This window comes from Haemophilus parainfluenzae (genome assembly GCF_036288925.1).
Taxonomy (GTDB): domain Bacteria; phylum Pseudomonadota; class Gammaproteobacteria; order Enterobacterales; family Pasteurellaceae; genus Haemophilus_D.
Map to the genome: position 1 here is coordinate 268,257 of NZ_CP127167.1, position 23,095 is coordinate 291,351.

Genomic DNA, 23,095 nt, shown 5'->3' on the forward strand with positions numbered 1-23,095 from the left:
AATTAACCGCACTTTTTTAATAGAATTAGTTTACTTCTTTTATTCGTAGCTCTTTTGGCACTTCAAAGAACATATTTTCTTCTAAGCCTTGAAGCTCTTCAATGCTATCCGCACCAAATTCTTTTAATCGAGCAATCACAGATTGCACCAACTCTTCGGGTGCTGAGGCCCCTGCTGTTACGCCAATTGTTTCAACGCCTTCAAACCAATCTGCTGTCACATCATTTGGATCATCAATCAATTTTGATTTCACACCCATACGCGATGCCAACTCAGCTAAGCGATTAGAATTCGATGAGTTTTTAGAGCCTACAACGACCACTAAATCACATTGTTTCGCTAATTCACGCACTGCTTCTTGGCGATTGGTTGTCGCATAGCAAATATCGTTTTTATGTGGGCCTTGAATAGCTGGATATTTGTCTTTCAATGCACTGATAGTTTCCGCCGTATCATCAAGAGAAAGCGTAGTTTGTGTCATAAAGGTTAAATCATCATTTTCTTGAACCGGCAAACGAGCAATATCTTCCACGCTTTCAATTAAGAAAATACCACCTTCCTCGTTGTTGTACTGTCCCATTGTGCCTTCCACTTCGGGATGGCCTTTGTGTCCGATCAAAATCGCTTTCGTCCCTTTACGGCTCGCACGAGCCACTTGCATATGTACTTTGGTTACCAACGGACAAGTTGCATCAAATACTTTTAACTGACGATCTTTCGCTTCCTGACGAACAGCTTGTGACACGCCATGAGCAGAGAAAATCACAATGGCGCCATCTGGCACTTCGCTCAGTTCTTCTACAAAAATCGCCCCACGCTCACGCAAACCATTCACCACAAAACGGTTATGCACCACTTCATGACGTACATAAATTGGTGCACCATGAATTTCAAGTGCTAATTCAACAATGCTAATGGCTCGATCGACACCCGCGCAAAATCCGCGAGGGTTAGCTAAAATTATCTTCATTTTTGACCGCTCTTTTTATCACCTTTAAAGGCATCTAATGCTAATAAACCCGCACCAATACAAATCGCAATATCTGCCACATTGAATACCGGATAATGATAAATATCCCAATAAAAATCTAAGAAATCCACCACAAAACCGTTATACGCACGGTCCACCATATTGGCTAATGCGCCACCGATAATCAGTGCATAAGCTGAATTTTGTAATTTTTGCTCTGCCGAATTCTTTTTCATAAAGTAAGCCAGCATTAAAGAAATCCCAATCGCAAGCACAATAAAGAAATATTTCTGCCAACCATCATGCTCAGCTAAAAAACTAAACGCTGCGCCATAGTTACGCACATAGGTTAAATTAAAAATGGGTAATAGGTTCACACTTTCATATAAATCAAAGCGCTGTACCACAATATATTTGGTCAGTAAATCAAGGATAAAAGCGACCGCACTTAGCCAAAGGAATGAAAGTCCTGTTTTATTTTTTGTCATAGGAAATTATCTGTCTTTATAAATGGACGATGATTTTAGCAACTCGAACAACCTTTATAAAGTAAAAGGCATCAAATCATAAAAGGCGAACACATTGGTTCGCCTTGCAATGTTAATTACTTTTTCTTCACCGGTCTTTGCCAACCTTGAATATGACGTTGTGGCACACGAGTGATCACCAGCTCATCTCTCTCAATATTTTGAGTGATCGTTGAACCAGCTCCAATGGTTGCACCATCTGCCACAGTAACTGGCGCGACTAATTGTGTATCCGATCCAACAAATACATTGTTACCAATGATTGTTTTAAATTTATTTGCACCGTCATAGTTACAAGTAATGACACCTGCACCAATGTTACAGTTCTCTCCGATTTCGGTATCACCTACATAAGTGAGATGATTTACTTTAGAACCTTTACCTACTGTAGATTTTTTAATTTCCACGAAGTTGCCCACATGGGTTTCAGCCGCTAATTCAGCACCTGGACGTAAACGAGAGAATGGGCCAATCGCCGCTTTCTCACCAATTGTTGCATCTTCTAAAACAGAATAAGGCTTGATCTCAACATCATCACCAATAGTCACGTTTTTCAATACACAACCAGCGCCAATTTTCACACGATCGCCCAAGCGCACATTACCTTCCACAATCACGTTCACATCAATTTCAACATCTTTACCGTGCTCTAATGTGCCGCGTAAATCAAAACGTTCAAGGTCAATCAACATCACACCTGCAAGTAAAAGTTTTTCTGCTTGTTTACGTTGATAATAGCGTTCCATTTTGGCTAATTGTAGGCGATTATTTACCCCTTCAACTTCCATAAAATCAGTTGCTTGCACAGCTACAATCGGACAACCATCTTGATGAGCTAAGCCAATTACATCAGTAATATAAAACTCGCCTTGTGCATTATTATTATCTAAACGCGCTAACCATTTTTTGAAACTTGCACCATCTGAAACTAACACACCTGTATTAATCTCTTGAATTTTAAGCTGCTCAGGCGTTGCATCTTTTTGTTCAACAATCCCTACAACTTTGCCATTTTCACGTACGATTCGACCATAACCTGTTGGGTTATCTAATACGACGGTTAACACTGCGATACCATTTTCAGGTTTCGCATCGATTAATTTTTGCAATGTTTCCGGTGTGATCATTGGGCCATCGCCATACACCATTAAAACATTTTCATCATCACGGAAAAAAGGCATTGCTTGTTGCATAGCATGTCCTGTACCCAATTGTTCCGCTTGGAATACCCAGTTCACACTTTCATTTGCCAAACGCTCACGCATTAATTCGCCACCGTGACCATAAATCAAATGCACATTTTCTGCACCTAATTGATTCGCTGTATCGATCACATGTTTTACCATTGGTTTTCCTGCCACTTTATGTAAGACTTTTGGTAAATCAGAATACATACGAGTGCCTTTACCGGCTGCTAAAATCACAACACTTAATGCTTTATTTGTCATAAATTCTTCTCTTCTTGATAAAAAATTTTTGGGCGTATTCTATCGTAGAAAGGGTTGAATGATAAGTTGTTTATCTTTTTAAGAAAATCCTATAATAGAAAAAACTTTTCAACCCATAGAGGTACGCATGCGTAATCGAGACGAAATCATCTTACAACTACTAAATCACCAAGGGAAAGTTAGTGTGCAAGAACTTGCCCAGCAATGCGAAATGTCAGTAGAGACCATTCGTAGAGATCTTAATCGATTAGAAAAAAAAGGTTTACTCTATCGCATTCATGGTGGCGCTGTTAGCGGAAAAACGAATGATATAGGATCTTTTTTTCAAATACGACAACATATCAATGCTGCAGCCAAAAGACATATTGCCCAAAATGCCCTTGAATTACTTTATGAAAATGCTGTGATTGGCCTCGATGCAAGCTCCACCAGTTGGTACTTTGCATATCTCATGCCTGATATCCCCTGCACGGTTGTGACAAACTCAATTTTTAACATCAATGCTCTCGTAAATAAGCCCAATATCAAAACAATAGTGACTGGTGGAGTTTACTCTCCAAAATATGAAGCTTTCTATGGGCCTTTATCCGAATATTTATTACAGCGCTTACATATCAATTTTTCTATTCTTTCCTGCTCAGGCATTGATAACGAAGGTAATATTTGGGAATCAAACGAACTCAATGCCTCACTAAAACGAAAAATGATGGAAGCATCAGAAAAATGCTATTTACTTGCAGATCAGTCAAAATTTGAGAAAAAAAGCCTCATACAATTAAGCGAGCTAAATAAAATGGATACCATTTTTACGGATTCCCCCCTTTCGCCACTCTTACAACAATATTGTGATAAAACAGATACAATGACTGTTTTATAGATAAATATGCCCGAATTGACTGTTTTTAGGATAAAAATAAGAAAATCGGGCATCTACTTTATAAAAAAAATAATTCTTTTGTGTGATCTCTTTCACAAATCTGAAATCTACTTTGCATTTCGTCTATCTTATTACATTCTTTTTATCAAAAATAATACCAAGTTAAGTTGATATCAGCTTATTCACCTTTCATCATAAATGTTAACCGGAAAACATTGTGTATGTAGACGGCAAAGGTAAACACGAAGAAAACAAACTGCCGTCTAGTGAATGGCAATTCCATTTAGCTGTCTATCAAGCACGCCCTGAAGCCAATGCGGTGGTGCATAACCATTCTATAAACTGCGCAGGGCTTTCTATTTTGGAAAAACCGATTCCGGCCATTCATTACATGGTCGCGGTTGGTGGCACCGATCATATCCCTTGTGTGCCTTATGCAACGTTCGGTACTCACGAATTAGCGTCCTATGTGGGCGAAGGCATTAAAGAAAGCAAAGCGATTTTACTTTCTCATCACGGTTTGATCGCTTGTGGTGAAAACCTAGACAAAGCCTTATGGTTAGCACAAGAAGTCGAAGTATTAGCATCTTGGTATTTGAAATTGTTATCAACGGGCTTAGAAATTCCATTATTAAGCAAAGAACAAATGAACGTGGTTTTAGGAAAATTCCACACTTATGGGCTGCGCATTGAAGAATAGTCCGCAAATAGATTCATCACTTATTTAAACAAGGAAAAGATTATGAGCGCTAAAGTTTTAGAAAAAAAATATCTTGTGCCCTTCATTCTTATTACAAGCTTATTTGCATTGTGGGGCTTTGCGAATGATATTACCAATCCTATGGTTGCCGTATTCCAAACAGTCATGGAAATTCCGGCATCTGAAGCAGCTTTAGTACAATTTGCTTTTTATGGTGGTTATGGAACCATGGCAATTCCGGCTGCATTATTTGCCAGTCGCTATAGTTATAAAGCAGGTATCCTTCTAGGTTTAGCGCTCTATGCGGTCGGTGCATTCTTATTCTGGCCAGCTGCTAAATATGAAGTGTTCAATTTCTTCTTAATTTCTCTTTATATTTTGACTTTTGGCTTGGCATTTCTTGAAACAACAGCAAATCCTTACATTTTAGCCATGGGTGATCCGCAAACGGCTACCCGTCGCTTAAACTTTGCCCAATCCTTTAATCCACTTGGTTCTATTACCGGGATGTTCGTCGCATCTCAATTAGTCTTAACCAATTTGGAATCCGATAAACGGGATGCTGCTGGAAACTTGATTTACCATACTTTATCCGAAACAGAAAAAATGGGCATTCGCACCCACGACTTAGCCGAAATCCGTGACCCTTACGTTGCACTTGGTTTTGTCGTTGTTGCAGTGTTAGTCATCATCGCCTTATATAAAATGCCTTCAGTGAAGGTAGAGGAGAGTGATACCCGCCTTTCTTTTAAAGAGGCCGTAGCTCGCTTAATTAAGAAGCCGAAATATCGCGAAGGTGTGATTGCTCAAGTATTCTACGTTGGCGTACAAATTATGTGCTGGACTTTCATCGTACAATATGCCGAACGTTTAGGCTTCACCAAAGCGGAAGGGCAAAACTTCAACATCATCGCTATGGGGATTTTTATTACCAGCCGTTTCATCAGCACAAGCTTAATGAAATATCTTAAAGCCGAATTCATGCTCATGTTGTTCGCTATCGGCGGTTTCTTCAGCATCCTCGGTGTGATTTTCATTGACGGTGTGTGGGGCTTGTACTGCTTAATTTTAACTTCTGGCTTTATGTCACTCATGTTCCCAACCATTTACGGCATTGCACTCTACGGCTTAAAAGAAGAATCTACCTTAGGTGCCGCCGGTTTAGTGATGGCAATTGTAGGCGGTGCGTTAATGCCTCCGTTGCAAGGTATGATCATCGACCAAGGCGAAGTGATGGGATTACCGGCTGTCAACTTCTCATTTATCCTACCGTTAATCTGCTTCGTCGTTATCGCGATTTACGGCTTCAGAAGTTGGAAAGTTCTAAAATAATGTAAAACATGACCGTACTTCGCTTAAAAGTGCGGTCGTTTTTTTACGCATTTTTATCATCTTAAGTAAAGGAGTATATTTTATGGCTAATCGAATGATTCTTAACGAAACCAGCTATCACGGTGCCGGCGCTATTCAACATATTGTGGATGAAGTCAAAATCCGTAGCTTTAAAAAAGCCTTAGTGGTGACGGACAAGGATTTGATTAAATTCAAAGTGGTGGAAAAAGTCACCGCACTTTTGGACAACGCAGGGCTTGCTTACGAGATTTTTGACGAAGTGAAAGCTAACCCAAGCGTCGATGTCATCAAAAAAGGTGTGGCAAAATTCAAACAAAGTGGTGCAGATTATCTAATTGCTATCGGAGGAGGTTCTCCTACAGATACTTCAAAAGCTATCGGCATTATTATCAATAACCCTGAATTTGAAGACGTTCTGTCTCTTGAAGGTGTTGCGCCTACCAAGAACAAATGTGTACCCATTATTGCTGTTCCGACTACAGCAGGCACTGCCGCTGAAGTCACCATCAACTATGTGATTACCGATGAAGCGAATAAACGCAAATTTGTTTGCGTAGATGTACACGACATACCAGTAGTCGCTGTAGTCGATCTTGACATGATGTCCAGCATGCCTAAAGGTTTGACCGCTGCCACCGGCATGGATGCACTAACCCATGCTATTGAAGGTTACACCACCAAAGCCGCTTGGGCACTTACCGATGCTTTGCATTTGGAAGCGATTCGTTTAATTGCTAAACATTTACGTGGTGCGGTAGAAAACACCAAAGAAGGACGCGAAGGCATGGCGCTTGGTCAATATGTTGCTGGGATGGGCTTTTCAAACGTAGGCTTAGATATCGTACACAGCATGGCACACCCGCTTTCTGCCTATTATGACACTCCGCATGGTATCGCCAATGCTGTCTTATTGCCTTATGTTATGGAATTCAATGCGCCTGAAACGGGTGAAAAATTCCGTGAAATTGCCCGAGCAATGGGTGTAAAAGGCGTAGATGACATGAGCCAAGATGAATATCGCAAAGCGGCAATTAATGCTGTAAGACAACTTTCTAAAGATGTCGGAATTCCAGAAAAATTACACACGATAGGCGTTCAAGAAAAAGATCTTCTCTCTCTTTCTCAAGATGCACTTAATGATGTGTGTACTGGAGGCAATCCGCGTGATTGCACAGCAGAGGATATTTTAGAAATCTATAGATTAGCGTTTAAATAATTCATTGATAAAAATTAATCTAGAGCGATTATTCTTCCGTTGAGTTAACTCAATAAATAAGGTAGACTATCCTCCCGTCTTGATAGCTAGTCATCTTTTTCTTTTATTTTTGACCGCACTTTTCAGCATCCTGCAGAAATTTGCATAAAAGATGATTGGCTATAATCATTTTTATCCCAACATTTTTAGGTCTCTCACTATGGCTACAAATTATATTTTCGTCACAGGCGGTGTGGTTTCATCGTTAGGTAAAGGTATTGCTGCAGCATCATTGGCAGCCATTTTAGAAGCACGTGGCTTAAACGTGACTATTATGAAATTAGACCCTTACATCAACGTGGATCCGGGTACAATGAGCCCAACCCAACACGGCGAAGTGTTCGTGACACAAGACGGGGCGGAAACCGATTTAGACTTAGGTCACTACGAGCGTTTTATTCGTACCAAAATGACCAAACGCAACAACTTCACCACAGGTAAAATTTATTCTGAAGTATTACGCAAAGAGCGTCGTGGTGATTATTTAGGTGCGACAATTCAAGTTATTCCACACATCACCAATGAAATCAAAGATCGTGTGATTGCCGGTGCACAAGGCCATGATGTGGTAATCGTGGAAGTGGGCGGAACAGTGGGTGATATTGAATCACTTCCATTCTTAGAAGCCCTTCGTCAACTTGCCGTACAAGTGGGCCGTGAGCATACTCTCTTTATGCACTTAACATTAGTGCCATATATCCCAACTGCAGGCGAAGTAAAAACCAAACCGACACAACATTCTGTAAAAGAATTACTTTCAATTGGTATTCAACCGGATGTGCTTATCTGCCGTTCAGATCGCATGATTCCACCAAACGAGCGTGCAAAAATCGCCTTATTCTGTAACGTACCAGAACGTGCGGTCATCTCATTAAAAGATGTGAATTCAATCTACCAAATTCCGGCGTTATTGAAATCACAAGGTTTAGATGAATTCATTTGTCAACGTTTCCACTTAGACTGTCCTGAAGCCGATCTTTCTGAATGGGAACAAGTGCTTTATCAAGAAGCCAACCCTGTGGGCGATGTGACCATCGGTATGGTTGGTAAATACATTGAATTACCTGATGCTTATAAATCAGTGAATGAAGCCTTAAAACATGCAGGCTTGAAAAACCGTTTAAGTGTTCATATCAAATACATTGATTCTCAAGATGTTGAAACCAAAGGCACTGACGTATTAAAAGGCGTAGATGGTATTTTAGTACCTGGCGGCTTTGGCTATCGCGGTGTAGAAGGTAAAATTTTGACAGCAAAATATGCGCGTGAAAACAATATTCCTTACCTCGGTATTTGTTTAGGGATGCAAATTGCGTTAATCGAATACGCGCGCAACGTTGCTGGTCTTGAAAAAGCCAACTCATCTGAATTTGATCGTAACTGCGAACAACCAGTAGTTGGTTTGATTACAGAATGGCAAGATGCGGAAGGCCACATTGAAACTCGTGACGACAATTCAGATCTCGGTGGCACGATGCGTTTAGGGGCACAGCAATGCCATTTAATTGAAGGCTCAAAAGCGCGTGCATTATATGGCAAAGAAACGATTGAAGAACGTCACCGTCACCGTTATGAAGTGAACAATAACCTGCTTCCACAAATTGAAAAAGCGGGTCTTAAAGTGACAGGTTTATCGGCTGATCGTAAATTAGTGGAAATCATCGAAGTACCAAACCACCCATGGTTTGTGGCATGTCAATTCCACCCAGAATTTACCTCAACGCCACGTGATGGTCACCCATTATTTGAAGGCTTTGTCAAAGCAGCCAGAGAAAATCAGTTAAAAACTGAAAAGTAATTTACTGATAATTCCATAAACAAGTGATCTGCACCCCAAAATCGGGACACCTACTTTGGGTCCAGATCACTTTTTATATATGGTCTATTTATCGAAAATAGCTTCGACGGTTAATTCCTTGTAGTAATAGCCTTTTTCTTGACTAAATTGCATATCAAGCTCACTCAAATAAATCGTAAAGCTTGGTCTATCAATTTTTAATAAATCTTGGCTAAGCGATTTAAATTCAGCTTGAGAGATTTTTTTCATCGGGTCTAGCTGATGTTCTTTGAATACTTTGTGAATATGTTCATCCATATTCGTACAATATCTGTCATGATCTTCAACAAAGCAAACCTCTGGCTTCTCTTTGTGCTTATCCGCTTTTTCATCAGATTTCATATAAGTCTGAATCTCTGTACGAGCAAATCCAGGCATCGGTACATGAATCCATTTTTTATACGGCGTGACATCAATTGATTTCCATTCAAATCCCACTGTTGTTTTTCGGTCGCTAATTATTCGCTCATTGATGCGGATCTCATCACGATAAATATTGAATGCCAAAAGTTCTTTCGATTTTTCACCATATTGCTTCTTAAATACCTCTCGTCTTTCTTGATAAGCATCTTCCACAGAAGAGTCTAGCTCTATACTGTAAAGCAAATAGTCTGATACACTATCTAATTCTTCCCAATCTTTAAGCTCGCTCTTCGGCATATTCTCTAAACGCTCTACAAAATCTACATCATCACGAATTTTTCCTTGTCCATCAGATAAATTTAGTTTTGTTAATAACTGTTCAAAACGTTCCGTTTGGCTTTGATAAGCAATTTCTTTCGGACTCACCACCCAAGTCATGGCAAAAATTGCCACCATTACAACTCCAGAAATCAGCCGGTATTGACGTGCTTTTGGCACAATCAGGATCGCATAAGCAATCGTAATCGCCGTAGCCAAAGCCACTAAATAAATACGCTGTTCCGTCCAAGCATAGGCACTAATACGGCGATCAATCGCCAGCCATAGCAACACGATTGACACAATAGCAAGATATGGATAGAACTTAAAGAAAGTTTCCCAGCTGGCTTTAGCACAAATAGAACGTAATGCATATACGCCTAAACCACCAAGCAGGTAAGGCAAGGAAATATTCGCCAGCATGCCTTTTGGTAATACGCCTTCAAAAATAATTTGAACAACATAAGCATAAAGCAACACAGTGAAAATAATCAATGCTGGTGCTAATACGAAATTAACTAAAATGTCAAAAATGCGATTTAACGTCATTTCCGATTTAACTTGGCGCTGTTGGAATACTAAGAAAAACAGTGGCTGAGTAAAAATGCCTAAAGACATATAAACGTGACTATAGAAACTATCAGAAAACGCTATATTAAAGAGTGTTGTAATCGTAAATAAAATAGCCGCTATTAATCCAAATACCAATAACCATACTGCCGTTGCTAAGCCAAGATGGAATAGATTGATAAAATTACGGTAGGTAAACCCTTGATTATTTTTTTCAAATGGAAACCCTAATAACATCAGTAACGCAATAAAATTTGCGCCCCAAAACTTAGGGCTATAGCAATAAAAATCAGCATTATCATTCACTTGCCAAATGGTGAAAACAGTAATGAGAGGCACAATCCATGAAAAACGATACCAAGAATATGGGCGAGATAAATAAATAAAGGCAAGCAGCATCGGCTCAAATAGCCAATAAGCTAAATGATCTTTTTCTGAATTCATATCTACAAACCAAATTCCAAGAGCAAACGCAGCAATCATGAATATTTCGATCGGATGGGTAGATATCACTGATTTTATTTGTGTTTTGGTTTGCTGAAAAAAAGTCGAAAGAGACATAATGATTCCTTTTTCAATGCAACAAAGTCTCAATTAAGAATAAATAATTGTTCGTAAAATAATACGAAATTTCGTGCAACTGTAACCAACTTTTGAAGGCAATTCCACTGAAATAAAAGAAATAATTGGCGAAAAAGAGATAAAAACTTACCGCACTTAATTAAAAAATAAGATACAGATCAAAGTGCGATCATTTTTCCAAGACAAATTTCTAAATTTGCTTTATTATATTGCCACTTTAGGTTCGCCTAACTAATTTTAATTAACTTTAAACAGAGGAAAACAAAATGGCAAAAATCGTTAAAGTCATTGGTCGTGAAATCATCGACTCTCGTGGTAACCCAACTGTAGAAGCTGAAGTTCATCTTGAAGGTGGTTTCGTTGGTTTAGCAGCTGCTCCATCAGGTGCATCTACCGGTTCTCGTGAAGCATTAGAATTACGTGACGGCGACAAATCTCGTTTCTTAGGTAAAGGTGTATTAAAAGCGGTTGCTGCAGTAAACGGTCCTATCGCAGATGCATTAGTGGGTAAAGAAGCGTCTAACCAAGCTGAAATCGACCAAATCATGATCGATTTAGACGGTACTGAAAACAAATCTAACTTCGGTGCAAACGCAATCTTAGCGGTATCTTTAGCAAACGCAAAAGCCGCTGCAGCGTCTAAAGGTTTACCTCTTTACGCTTACATCGCAGAACTTAACGGCACGCCAGGCGTTTACTCTATGCCATTACCAATGATGAACATCATCAACGGTGGTGAGCACGCAGATAACAACGTTGATATCCAAGAATTCATGATTCAACCAGTTGGCGCGAAAACGTTACGTGAAGCACTTCGTATCGGTGCAGAAGTATTCCACAACCTTGCGAAAGTATTAAAATCTAAGGGCATGAGCACTGCTGTAGGTGATGAAGGTGGTTTTGCACCTAACTTAGCATCTAACGCAGACGCTTTAGCATGTATCAAAGAAGCTGTAGAAAAAGCAGGTTATGTATTAGGTAAAGACGTCACTTTAGCAATGGACTGTGCATCTTCTGAGTTCTACAACAAAGAAACTGGCAAATACGAAATGAAAGGCGAAGGCCGTTCATTCACTTCTCAGGAGTTCACACACTATCTTGAAGAATTAACCAAACAATACCCAATCGTGTCTATCGAAGATGGTCAAGATGAATCTGACTGGGAAGGTTTTGCATACCAAACTAAAGTGTTAGGCGATCGCGTTCAATTAGTGGGCGACGACTTATTCGTCACTAACACCAAAATCTTAAAAGAAGGTATCGAAAAAGGTATCGCAAACTCTATCTTAATCAAATTCAACCAAATCGGTTCTTTAACTGAAACTTTAGCGGCAATTAAAATGGCTAAAGATGCAGGTTACACTGCGGTTATCTCTCACCGTTCAGGTGAAACCGAAGATGCGACTATCGCTGATTTAGCGGTTGGTACAGCAGCAGGTCAAATCAAAACTGGTTCTATGAGCCGTTCTGACCGTATTGCGAAATACAACCAATTAATCCGTATTGAAGAAGCATTAGAACGCGCAGGTACTCCAGCAGCATTCCCAGGCTTAAAAGCGGTTAAAGGTCAAGCGTAATTCACGCTGAATTTACTGTAAAATCTCACCGCACTTTGTATAAAAGTGCGGTGTTTTTTTAGGGAGTTTTTATGAATACTCAATCTAATTCATTGCTTACTGAACCTTGGTTATCTTGGGCTATCGAAATTCAAAGCATTGCACAAAACGGGCTAACTTATTGCAAAAATATCTATGATATTGAACGCTATGAACGCTTGCGGGATTTGTCTGCTGAAATGCTCGCTTATAAAACAGCCATACCCAAAGAAACTGTCAAATCGTTTTTCTGCAATGGGTCTGGTTATCAAACCCCTAAAATCGATTCGCGCGCAGCTATTTTCAAAGATGATAAAATTTTATTAGTACAAGAAAATGATGGACTTTGGTCACTGCCTGGCGGCTGGATAGATGTGCTAGAAACCATTCATAGTAATACGATTAAAGAAGTACGCGAAGAAGCGGGGCTTAATGTTAAACCGACTTTCATTATTGCTATTCACGAACAACATAAACGCAATTTTCCGCCTTTTGCGCATCCTGTACTCAAAACCTTTGTCATGTGCGAACCATTAAGTGGCGAATTTCAACCAAATAGTGAAACCGTTCAATCTGCCTATTTTACGTTGAATGAACTGCCACCAATGAATGAAGAAAAAAATACGCCCGCACAGGTTGAACTTTGCTTTCAAGCACACCATAGTAGTCACTGGACTACACAATTTGATTAGGAAATACCATGTTACATTTAACCCTCGAAGATCAACTCTTTCTCGGTCAAGCAAAGCAAGTAGGCACACATTCAACTGTACATGACCATTTGGCGGTAATGTTTGAAGATGACGGTGAAACGGGCTATTTTTATGCATTAGATATGCGTCAAAATGCGCAGCCTGTTGTCGATTGCTTACATGTTTATAACGTCGATAACACAAGCAATCACCACGAAGCACGTAAATTAGAAATCTGCTGGGATGAAAGTGGTTATTTAGCCTTATTGCTCATTAACGGCTATCCGCATGCCGTATTTGATTTTGCTCATTTGATCGGCTATAACACTAACAAACATCCTCAGCCTGACTTAATGAGCATGTGGACACACGAAGAAATCACCAATGAACGTGCGACAGCATGGCTTGGTGTCAATACCATTAAATAGGATTAACTATGCGATTTTACCGAGGTCTTCAGCCTTTCAAGGTCATGAGTTTTGATCTTGATGACACCCTTTACGATAATAGTGATGTCATTCGTTTGGCCGAAGAACGCTTTCTTCAATGTGTACAAGAACACGCACAACTGAGCGAGCTTACCTCAGAATATTGGCGAGAATGGAAATGGCAACTGGCGGAGAAAGATCCCTTGATTGCTGAAGATGTGATCGCCTGGCGGGTCGAAACGTTACGACACTTACTGGCGCATCATAGTAAAAGTGCGGTTGAAATTGACCGCACTTTGGCCATCGCTATGGAAGAATTTATTGAATGGCGGCATAAAATTGATGTACCCGCAGAAAGCATTGAAGTGCTGAATCAACTGAAAGATCGCTACCTGCTAAGCGTAATTACTAACGGCAATGTGATTGCAACACGTATTGGATTTGAACACTTTCAACTGAGTTTACGTGGAGGAGAGCAAGGCAGAGCGAAACCTCATCAAGATTTGTTCCACCAAACCGCCGATCATTTTGGCATAAAACCGAGTGAAATTTTACATATTGGTGATAACTTAACCACGGATGTTCAAGGCGCCATTCAAGCTGGCTGCCAAGCTGTATGGATTAATTTATCAGGCAAAGCTCTCAATTCATTTACTGAAGCAAGTGTTTTGCCTACATTAGAAATCAATCATTTAACTGAATTATTAACACTTTAACCCTATGATAAAAAAGAAAAATCAAGTTCTCGTCAGCCTTTCTATTGTGGCTTTATTGGGCGGCTGCTCAGAAGAGCAAGTTCAACGTGATGTTTATAACAGCCTTGAGGATTGTTTAGCTGATTGGCAAAAAATTGAATTATGCGAAGCTGACCAATCTAATGAAAATAACAGCAGCACAACTACACATGCTGGATCTGGCTCCTCTCTCTCGGGCAATTTAAATACACGTCCAAGCAATAATAGTGAATGGTCAGAAGACAATCAGACCGTCAAACAAACCTTAAATCCAGATGGCGCAACTCACTCTGGCAACTCAAGCGGTTCTGAGGGAACAAGCCACACGAGTTCTGCAACAGGAGAAGGACACGGTAGTATGGGCAGTGCGATTGCAGGTGCCGCAATGGGTTATATGATCGCGCGTACGATGGGCTCATTTTTAGGTCCAAGCTACAATCCAAGTAACCGTGCCGTTTCAACGCCAACGGGCCAAGTTATTCAACCGCAAACTAATCGTTCTGTCGGTAAACCTGTATTAGTGAAAGGTAATGCAGGCAGCACTTACAGCAAACCAGTTTCACGCGGTGGCTTTAAAAGCTCAAATTCAAGCAGCAGCCGTAGCTCAGGCGGTTAAATATGAAACGAATCACCGGTTTTCCCACTCGCCCCGATATGGTGCAACAATTATTAGATGTGGGCTTTGATTACTATAATCTGCCTTCCTCTGATGGCTCGCATTATTGGTCGGATAATGTAGCGTATGAATTTACCTTAGCTGAAATCGATCACATTGAAGATGCTACCAACGAATTGCATGCAATGTGTATGGATTTTGTTGCCGATGAAATTAAACAAGGTGATTATGCCCATTATCGCTTCACCGATTTACAGAAAAATCTGATTGAACAAACATGGGCTAAAAACGTACCGCACTTATATGGCCGTTTTGATTTTGGTTATGACGGCGAAAACCTCAAAATGTTTGAATACAATGCCGACACCCCTACTTCCCTGCTTGAAGCTGCTGTGGTGCAATGGCAATGGTTAGAGCAAATTGAAGGCTTAGCACATCGTGACCAATTCAATTGGATTCACGAAGAATTACTCAATCGCTTTCAGTTTATTCAACAGCAAACAGGGCTAAACGATTTCCATTTTAGTGCCATGCAAGAAGCGGGCCGTGAAGATTGGGGCAATATCGATTACTTGGCGGATGTGGCTTACAACGCAGGTTGGCATATTCATCAACTTGCCATTGAAGATGTTGGCTACGATAAAGACAGTCAGCAATTCCTCGATCTGAATAATCAACCTATTGATTGTTTATTTAAGCTCTATCCGCTTGAATGGATGACTACGACAGAATATGCACCACACATGCTTAATTCATCCACCACTTTTATTGAACCCGCGTGGAAATTACTATTAAGTAATAAAGTGCTATTAGAGAAATTGTGGCAAAAACATCCAAACCACCCTTTATTACTACCCGCTTACTTTAGTAAACATGATATTACCGATCGCCAATCAATATGGGTGAAAAAACCGACGTTAGGTCGTGAAGGCGCCAATGTTTCTTACTATGAAAAACGTAATGGTCTGGAATTTGCCGCCAAAGGTAGCGAACATTCAGCCTTTTACGATCAAGCTGGTTACATCTATCAACAAAAATTTGAACTGCCAAATTTTGATGGCATGTACCCTATGATTGGTTCTTGGGTAGTGGGTGATGTGGCTTGTGGCATTGGATTGAGAGAAGATTTTACCCCAGTTACTGGCAATGATAGTCACTTCATTCCGCATTACTTTGTGGAATAAAAACAACGCAAAAACTGACCGCACTTAACAGATAATAAGGAGATAAATATGTATCCATTTAGTTTTCAAAACCCTACTCGCATTGAATTTGGTCTCGATAAAGAAAAAGAGATGGGTAAATATATGCATGAATACGGTGCAAAAAAGGCCTTAATTATCTATGGTAGTGAACGTGTCAAACAATCCGGTTTATTTGAAGATGTGGCGAAAAGCTTACGTGAACATGGCATTGAATACATTGAATGTGGTGGCGTAAAAAGCAACCCGACAATCAGTAAAGTTCGTGAAGCCGTTGCAATGGCGAAAGACTTTGGAGCTGACAGCGTGTTGAGTATCGGTGGTGGCTCTTGCCTTGATAGTGCGAAAGCGATCGCAGCGGGTGCGTGCTATGAGGGTGATACTTGGGACTTTTTTAAAGGCACACCGGTGCAAAAAGCATTAATGATTTTCGATGTAATCACCCTTGCGGCAACAGGCAGTGAAATGAACTGGGGAGCCGTCATTACCAATGAAGAAACACAGCAAAAATATTCAATTCACAGCAATCATTTATTCCCAAAAGTATCTGTCATTAACCCGAAATTGCAAGCGACCGTCAGTCGTGATTATTTAGTGTATTCTGCCGCAGATATTATTGCTCATTCTATTGAAGCCTATTTCACAGCTGAATATCGTCCTGAAATTATTGATTTCTTAGTAGAAAGCAATATTAAAACTGTTATTCGTACGACTGAAATCTTGCTCAATGATCCACAAGATCTCAATGCGCGTGGCGAATTTGCCTGGGCGGCTACACTGGCGTTGAACGGTTTAACGCATTTAGGTATCTCACCTTACGGTTTCCCAAATCATATGATTGAGCATTCCATGAGTGCGATTTCAGATGTACCCCATGGCGCAGGGCTCTCTGTAATTATGACTGCGTGGATGCAATGGTATCAATCTCAAAGACCTGCTCAATTCAAACGCTTTGCTAAAGAAATATTTGGCTTAGATAAGGCTGAAGAGGGTATTCAAGCCTTAAAAGCTTGGTTTGATAAAATCGGTACACCAACCCGCCTTGAACAACTTAACATTGATGATAAAACCTTAGCTGAAATTGTTGATAATGCGGTTCAAACTGCGATTAAGGCGAAAATGGATAAGATTTATACCAAAGAAGCTATTGAAGCAATTTTCGCTTTAGCGAAGTAATCTCTCATAAGAAAGAGCGGTCAAATTCAAAATATAATGAAATTTGAGCGCTCTTTTTATATTCTCAACATTTCACTTATTGAAAAGCATGTAAAAAATAACCGCACTTTAGTTACCCAAAGTGCGGTTAATTTGAATTAAGTTTTAACGCTTAATTATAGTGAAGCTTGATCAACAGCCACACCAGCACCCATAGTTGTAGAGATGCTTACTTTCTTGATAAAGATACCTTTTGCAGTAGTTGGTTTTGCTTTGTTTAAAGCAGCCAATAATGCTTGAAGGTTTTCTTTTAATTGAACTTCAGAGAAGTTTGCTTTACCAATTGTTGTGTGGATGATACCGTTTTTATCGTTACGATAACGGATCTGACCAGATTTAGCATTTTTAACTGCTTCAGCAACGTTTGGTGTTACGGTACCAACTTTAGGGTTTGGCATTAAACCACGTGGGCCTAATACTTGACCTAATTGACCAACAACACGCATTGCATCAGGAGAAGCGATAACAACGTCAAAGTTCATTTCGCCTTTTTTGATTTGCTCTGCTAAATCTTCCATACCGACTAAATCAGCGCCAGCTTCTTTAGCTGCATCTGCGTTAGCACCTTGGGTGAACACAGCTACGCGTACTTCACGACCTGTACCGTGTGGTAATACAGTTGCACCACGAACGTTTTGGTCTGATTTACGAGGATCGATACCTAAGTTTACTGCAACGTCAACACTTTCAACGAATTTAGCCGTTGCGAATTGTTTTAATAACGCAATTGCTTCGTTGATTTCGTATGCTTTAGTAGAATCTACGCCAGCTTTGATTGCTTTCATTTTTTTAGTCAATTTAGCCATCGTATTATTCCTCCACCACTAAGCCCATTGAGCGAGCAGTACCAGCAATTGATTTCATTTTAGTTTCGATAGTCGCACCAGTCATATCTGCTGCTTTAGTCTCAGCGATTTGACGAACTTGATCTAAAGTTACTTTACCCACTTTATCTTTGTTCGGTTTACCAGAACCAGATTTGATACCTGCAGCTTTTTTCAATAATACTGCTGCTGGTGGAGTTTTAGTAATGAAAGTGAATGAACGGTCTGCATATACAGTGATAACAACCGGAATCGGTAAACCTTTTTCTAAGCTCTCAGTACGAGCGTTGAATGCTTTACAGAATTCCATGATGTTCACACCTTGTTGACCTAATGCAGGACCAACTGGTGGTGATGGGTTTGCCATACCCGCTGCAACTTGCAACTTAACGTATGCTTGGACTTTTTTTGCCATTTTTTAGTTTCCTCTAAATGGGTGATAACGCCGAAATCGGCTCCCCTGTTAATGAAAGGCTGTATTTTAATTAATCAGCCTCGAAATTTCAAGCAGAAAAACTACTCGAAAAACAACCGCACTTTATTTTTAAGTGCGGCCATTAAATTTCTTATTTTGGTAAAGGGAAATTAACGTGTTTTTTCTACTTGACCAAATTCAAGCTCAACGGGTGTTGCACGACCGAAGATAGATACAGACACTTTTAAGCGACCTTTTTCGTAATCCACTTCTTCAACCGTACCATTAAAGTCAGCAAATGGACCTTCTGTCACACGCACTTCTTCACCTGGTTGATATTCTTTACGATGACGTGGTTTTTCAGCACTTTGCTCTAAACGATTTAAAATTAAATCTGCTTCACGTTTAGAAATTGGCGCAGGCTTATCTGGTGTACCACCGATAAAGCCCATTACACGTGGTACGCTTTTCACTAAGTGCCATGTGTCATCATTCATTGCCATTTCAACTAATACATAGCCGGGGAAGAATTTACGTTCGCTTTTACGGCGCTTACCCGCAACATTTTCAACAACTTCTTCAGTCGGCACTAACACTTCACCAAACTGATCTTCCATTTGTTGTTGTTTGATATATTCACGCAATGTGATTGCAACACGACTCTCAAAGCCTGAGAATGCTTGCAATACATACCAACGTTTTTTGGATACGTTTTCAGTTTCGCTCATTTTAGAATCTCAAATCGGTTAAGAAGTTAATCAATGCAATGATAATTGAATCTATTGCCCAGAAGAATAAAGAGGTAAGCACGGTTACCCCAATAACGATTAAAGTTGTTTGACGTGTTTCTGCACGAGTGGGCCATACCACTTTACGACCTTCAACTTTTGCTTCGCTAAAGAATGTACGAGCTTTTGTACCTTGATTAGTAATTGCAGCTAAACCAAAGGCAATTAATAAAGCGACAACTACGCCAACTACACGTACAGGTAAAGAGAAGGCGTCTTTAAAATAAACGTTACCAATCGCTGCAGCAGTAAAAAATGCCACAGAAAGAATCCAAAGAAACGTATTTAAGCCTTTTGATTTTCCTTCTACGACTTGTTCTTGGTCGTGTTTCTTTTTCTCAACAATTTCAGTTGCCATAAGTGAATCCGTATAAAATAAGGGATAAATAATTTTTAGATTAATTTTAGAACGTGCGATTGTAGCATTTTCTTTCGGGATTGCCTATGAAAAATGTTAGAAAAAACAACCGCACTTTCTATTAGTTTTTATATTCGAGCTTCGGTGGTTTGTTATCAACGATAGTTTCTTCATCCACAATCACTTTTTGCAAGTTTTCGATTGAAGGTAAATCATACATCGTATCTAACAACACAGCCTCAACGATTGAGCGTAAACCACGTGCACCGGTTTTACGTTCAAGGGCTTTTTTCGCCATCGCTTTTAATGCTTCTGGGGTGAATTCAAGCTCCACATCTTCTAAGCCAAATAATGCTTGATATTGTTTGGTCAGTGCATTTTTTGGTTGAGTCAGGATCTGAATTAACGCCTCTTCATCTAATTCGCTTAATGGCGCAATCATTGGAAGACGACCAATAAATTCTGGAATCAAACCGAATTTCATTAAATCATCCGGCTCAACTTGGCGGAATAATTCAGAAAGATTTTCTTTCTCTTCTTCTTTCTCTACTTTCGCATCAAAACCAATCCCGGTGTCAGTTTGTGTACGCTTACCGATAATTTTATCTAAGCCGGCAAATGCCCCACCACAAATAAAGAGGATTTTTGAGGTATCCACTTTCAACATTTCTTGTTGAGGGTGTTTACGTCCACCTTGTGGCGGTACAGATGCGATAGTGCCTTCAATTAATTTTAACAAGGCTTGTTGCACACCTTCGCCAGATACATCACGAGTAATAGACGCACCTTCTGATTTACGGCTGATTTTATCAATTTCATCAATATAGATAATGCCCTGCTCTGCTTTTTCCGTATCGTAATCGCAGTTTTGCAATAATTTTTGCAGCACGTTTTCCACGTCTTCGCCCACATAACCAGCTTCAGTTAACGTCGTCGCATCAGCCATAGCAAAAGGTACATTTAAACGGCGCGCCAAAGTTTGAGCTAATAAGGTTTTACCACTACCTGTTGGACCGATTAACAAGATGTTACTTTTACCTAATTCCACATCATTGCTTTGGTGGTTCGTACGTAAGCGTTTATAGTGATTGTAAACCGCCACTGACAAGACTTTTTTCGCATAATCTTGTCCAATCACATAATCGTCTAAGTGAGCACGAATTTCGTGCGGTGTCGGTAATTTTTCTTCAACTGCTAGTTCGCTAGGTGTTTTGATTTCTCCACTGTCTTCCAACATACTGTGGCAAAGCTCGATACACTCGTTACAAATATAACCCTCTGTACCTGCAATTAATTTACCTACTTCACTTTTTTCTCTTCCGCAGAAAGAACAGTGAAGATCGTTATCATTTGTTGTCATGTTAAATCCTTAACGTTTCATCAACACATCGTCCACTAAGCCGTAAGCTTTTGCTTCTTCCGCCGACATAAAGTTGTCACGATCAGTGTCTTTTTCGATACGCTCGATGTTTTGACCAGTATGGAAAGCAAGGCGCTCGTTTAAAGTATGCTTAATTTTAAGAATCTCTTGTGCGTGAATCTGAATATCTGATGCTTGTCCACGGAAACCACCTAACGGTTGGTGAATCATCACTCGTGCATTCGGTAATGCAGCTCGTTTTCCTGCTACGCCTCCTGCAAGTAAAAATGCGCCCATTGAGCAAGCTTGGCCAATGCAAAGAGTACGCACATCTGGTTTAATAAATTGCATGGTATCGTAAATTGCCATACCCGCAGTCACTGAACCGCCTGGTGAGTTAATATAAATATTGATATCTTTTTTCGGATCTTCTGATTCTAAGAAAAGTAGCTGTGCCACGATCAAATTTGCCATACGATCTTCTACTTCACCACTCAAAAAGATCACGCGCTCTTTTAATAGGCGGGAATAAATGTCATACGAACGTTCACCACGAGAGGTTTGTTCGACAACCATAGGAATTACACTCATTTTTGCCCCTAAATATGTGCTAAAAAATCGGGCAATATTCTACCCGAAAATCAGTAAAAACAAAAATGCGGTCGCTTTTCATTGAAAAAAACGACCGCACTTTTCGATGATATACCTGTGAATTTAATTCACGTGCTATCAATTATTATGCTTGTGGATTCATGATCTCATCAAATGAAGACGCTTTTTCAGTCACTTGAGCTTTAGCAAGAACGGCATCAACTGCTTGTTCTTCTAATACTACATTGCGAATGTTGTTCATTAACTCTTCATTTTTGCTGTAATATTCAACTACTTCAGCGGGTTGTTCGTAAGCAGAAGCGATATCCGCGATCATTGCTTTCGCACGTTCTTCATCCGCTTTCAATTCGTTTGATTTGATCACTTCAGAGAATAATAAACCGACTTGAACACGACGTTTTGCATCAGCTTCAAATAATTCGCGTGGTAATTGTGCAGCTTGTTGTGCATTGCCACCGAAGCGTTGTGCGGCTTGGTTACGTAATACGTTGATTTCTTCTTCTACTGCAGAAGCTGGAACATCAATTGGGTTTTGTTCGATTAAACCGTTGATGACTTGTTGTTTAACACGAGAAACTAACGCGTTTTTCAATTCACGTTCCATGTTTTTACGGATTTCTGCACGTAAATCTGCCACAGTTTTGGTGTTTGGACCAAATTTGGCAACGAACTCATCTGTTAATTCAGGTAATTCCATTTCTTCTACTTTTTTCAAGGTGATCGCAAATTTTGCATCTTTACCTTTTAAGTTTTCAGAATGATATTCTGCTGGGAAAGTCACATTGATATCGAATTGTTCCCCTGCTTTGTGGTCTACGATGCCCTCTTCAAAACCAGGGATCATACGACCTTGGCCCATGAATAGAACGAAATCAGTTGCTTTACCGCCTTCGAATTCTTCGCCATCTACTGAACCAACGAAGTCGATTGTTACGCGTGAATCTGCTTTCGCTGCAGCTTTGCTTTCAGCCCAAGTCGCTTGTTGTTTACGTAATACATCGATCATTTTATCGATATCAGCTTCAGTGATTTCAACAGTTGGTTTCTCAACTTTGATGTTTTCTAAGCCTTTTAATTCAACTTCTGGGTACACTTCGAAAGTTGCAGTGAATGATAAATCTTTACCAGGTTCGAACGTTTCGATAGCGAAAGTTGGACGACCTGCAATGTTGATTTTCTCAGCGATTACTGCATCAAAAAAATGACGTGGTAATAAATCGTTTAATACATCTTGGCGGATTGATGCGCCAAAACGTTGTTCAATGATGTGAGCTGGCACATGACCTTTACGGAAACCATCAACACGTACATTTTTTGCTGCACGTTTAAATTCTTCACGAGTTGCTTTTTCTACAGCTTCAGCTGGAACGGTGATCGTCACACGACGCTCTAAACCTTGAGTTATTTCAATATTTAATGACATTTGTAACCTCAATTAATGTTGCACTCGGTAAAA

The 23,095-nt window shown here is 40.0% G+C and carries 21 protein-coding genes and 2 pseudogenes; 12 read left to right on the forward strand and 11 right to left on the reverse strand.

Annotated features, from left to right (window positions below; all coding sequences use genetic code 11):
- Positions 1-25: 25 nt before the first annotated feature.
- From ispH to glmU, 3 genes are all read right to left on the reverse strand, one after another.
- Positions 26-970 carry a 4-hydroxy-3-methylbut-2-enyl diphosphate reductase gene (ispH, locus tag QQS40_RS01330; RefSeq protein WP_065244609.1) on the reverse strand — a complete coding sequence of 315 codons (945 nt, stop codon included), beginning with the start codon at positions 968-970 and terminating at the stop codon, positions 26-28.
- Complete coding sequence (gene lspA, locus QQS40_RS01335) at positions 967-1,458, reverse strand: signal peptidase II (RefSeq protein WP_289902188.1); 492 nt, start codon at positions 1,456-1,458, stop codon at positions 967-969. The genes ispH and lspA overlap by 4 nt, the downstream gene beginning before the upstream one ends.
- A 116-nt stretch (positions 1,459-1,574) precedes the next feature.
- The gene (gene glmU / locus QQS40_RS01340; RefSeq protein ID WP_065242722.1) at positions 1,575-2,945 is read right to left on the reverse strand and encodes a bifunctional UDP-N-acetylglucosamine diphosphorylase/glucosamine-1-phosphate N-acetyltransferase GlmU; all 1,371 of its coding nucleotides are present in this window, start codon (positions 2,943-2,945) and stop codon (positions 1,575-1,577) included.
- Positions 2,946-3,072: 127 nt separating this feature from the next.
- On the opposite strand from glmU, the gene QQS40_RS01345 reads away from it, so the two are divergent.
- The 5 genes and pseudogenes from QQS40_RS01345 (at position 3,073) to pyrG (ending at position 8,928) form a co-directional block, all read left to right on the forward strand.
- Positions 3,073-3,822, forward strand: coding sequence for a DeoR/GlpR family DNA-binding transcription regulator (locus tag QQS40_RS01345; RefSeq protein WP_065242721.1), 750 nt, complete (start codon positions 3,073-3,075; stop codon positions 3,820-3,822).
- A 205-nt stretch (positions 3,823-4,027) separates the two neighbouring features.
- A pseudogene (locus QQS40_RS01350) lies at positions 4,028-4,522 on the forward strand (L-fuculose-phosphate aldolase); the annotation flags it as partial.
- A 42-nt stretch (positions 4,523-4,564) separates the two neighbouring features.
- Entirely contained in the window at positions 4,565-5,854 is a 1,290-nt protein-coding gene (gene fucP / locus QQS40_RS01355) for an L-fucose:H+ symporter permease (protein WP_065242717.1), read from the forward strand.
- A gap of 82 nt (positions 5,855-5,936) precedes the next feature.
- Positions 5,937-7,091 (forward strand): lactaldehyde reductase, encoded by a 1,155-nt coding sequence (fucO, locus tag QQS40_RS01360; protein ID WP_329505666.1) that lies wholly within the window; start codon positions 5,937-5,939, stop codon positions 7,089-7,091.
- Between the two features lie 199 nt (positions 7,092-7,290).
- Positions 7,291-8,928 (forward strand): glutamine hydrolyzing CTP synthase, encoded by a 1,638-nt coding sequence (gene pyrG / locus QQS40_RS01365; RefSeq protein WP_065242715.1) that lies wholly within the window; start codon positions 7,291-7,293, stop codon positions 8,926-8,928.
- An 84-nt stretch (positions 8,929-9,012) separates the two neighbouring features.
- Here the strand turns inward: pyrG and QQS40_RS01370 are convergent, their stop codons facing one another.
- Complete coding sequence (locus QQS40_RS01370) at positions 9,013-10,779, reverse strand: DUF4153 domain-containing protein (protein ID WP_049357906.1); 1,767 nt, start codon at positions 10,777-10,779, stop codon at positions 9,013-9,015.
- Between the two features lie 287 nt (positions 10,780-11,066).
- Here QQS40_RS01370 and eno point away from each other — a divergent pair, with 287 nt between their 5' ends.
- From eno to QQS40_RS01405, 7 genes and pseudogenes are all read left to right on the forward strand, one after another.
- A complete protein-coding gene (eno, locus tag QQS40_RS01375) occupies positions 11,067-12,377 on the forward strand; it encodes a phosphopyruvate hydratase (RefSeq protein WP_297568200.1) in 1,311 nt (436 codons plus the stop codon).
- Between the two features lie 71 nt (positions 12,378-12,448).
- Entirely contained in the window at positions 12,449-13,087 is a 639-nt protein-coding gene (locus QQS40_RS01380) for an NUDIX hydrolase N-terminal domain-containing protein (RefSeq protein WP_297568202.1), read from the forward strand.
- Between the two features lie 8 nt (positions 13,088-13,095).
- Entirely contained in the window at positions 13,096-13,515 is a 420-nt protein-coding gene (locus tag QQS40_RS01385) for a DUF2251 domain-containing protein (RefSeq protein ID WP_297568204.1), read from the forward strand.
- An 8-nt stretch (positions 13,516-13,523) separates the two neighbouring features.
- On the forward strand, positions 13,524-14,231 hold the full coding sequence (locus QQS40_RS01390; RefSeq protein WP_297568206.1) for an HAD-IA family hydrolase: 708 nt from the start codon (positions 13,524-13,526) through the stop codon (positions 14,229-14,231).
- 373 nt (positions 14,232-14,604) lie between these two features.
- Positions 14,605-14,865: pseudogene (locus QQS40_RS11205) on the forward strand (hypothetical protein); the annotation flags it as partial.
- Between the two features lie 2 nt (positions 14,866-14,867).
- Positions 14,868-16,049: a glutathionylspermidine synthase family protein gene (locus QQS40_RS01400; protein ID WP_289902183.1), complete on the forward strand. Its 1,182-nt coding sequence runs from the start codon at positions 14,868-14,870 to the stop codon at positions 16,047-16,049.
- A 48-nt stretch (positions 16,050-16,097) separates the two neighbouring features.
- Positions 16,098-17,243 carry an iron-containing alcohol dehydrogenase gene (locus QQS40_RS01405; RefSeq protein WP_265469400.1) on the forward strand — a complete coding sequence of 382 codons (1,146 nt, stop codon included), beginning with the start codon at positions 16,098-16,100 and terminating at the stop codon, positions 17,241-17,243.
- Positions 17,244-17,398: 155 nt separating this feature from the next.
- Here QQS40_RS01405 and rplA read toward each other — a convergent pair whose 3' ends face one another.
- The 7 genes from rplA to tig all read right to left on the reverse strand — a co-directional run bounded on the left by rplA (position 17,399) and on the right by tig (position 23,062).
- Entirely contained in the window at positions 17,399-18,088 is a 690-nt protein-coding gene (rplA, locus tag QQS40_RS01410) for a 50S ribosomal protein L1 (RefSeq protein WP_005695230.1), read from the reverse strand.
- Positions 18,089-18,092: 4 nt separating this feature from the next.
- Positions 18,093-18,521: a 50S ribosomal protein L11 gene (rplK, locus tag QQS40_RS01415; protein ID WP_014064251.1), complete on the reverse strand. Its 429-nt coding sequence runs from the start codon at positions 18,519-18,521 to the stop codon at positions 18,093-18,095.
- 170 nt (positions 18,522-18,691) lie between these two features.
- On the reverse strand, positions 18,692-19,249 hold the full coding sequence (gene nusG / locus QQS40_RS01420) for a transcription termination/antitermination protein NusG (RefSeq protein ID WP_005695227.1): 558 nt from the start codon (positions 19,247-19,249) through the stop codon (positions 18,692-18,694).
- Position 19,250: 1 nt separating this feature from the next.
- Positions 19,251-19,667, reverse strand: coding sequence for a preprotein translocase subunit SecE (gene secE, locus QQS40_RS01425; RefSeq protein WP_289902182.1), 417 nt, complete (start codon positions 19,665-19,667; stop codon positions 19,251-19,253).
- Between the two features lie 121 nt (positions 19,668-19,788).
- On the reverse strand, positions 19,789-21,027 hold the full coding sequence (clpX, locus tag QQS40_RS01430) for an ATP-dependent protease ATP-binding subunit ClpX (protein WP_289902181.1): 1,239 nt from the start codon (positions 21,025-21,027) through the stop codon (positions 19,789-19,791).
- A 9-nt stretch (positions 21,028-21,036) separates the two neighbouring features.
- The gene (gene clpP, locus QQS40_RS01435) at positions 21,037-21,618 is read right to left on the reverse strand and encodes an ATP-dependent Clp endopeptidase proteolytic subunit ClpP (RefSeq protein ID WP_329505676.1); all 582 of its coding nucleotides are present in this window, start codon (positions 21,616-21,618) and stop codon (positions 21,037-21,039) included.
- Positions 21,619-21,763: 145 nt separating this feature from the next.
- A complete protein-coding gene (gene tig, locus QQS40_RS01440; RefSeq protein WP_289902179.1) occupies positions 21,764-23,062 on the reverse strand; it encodes a trigger factor in 1,299 nt (432 codons plus the stop codon).
- Between the last annotated feature and the right edge of the window lie 33 nt (positions 23,063-23,095).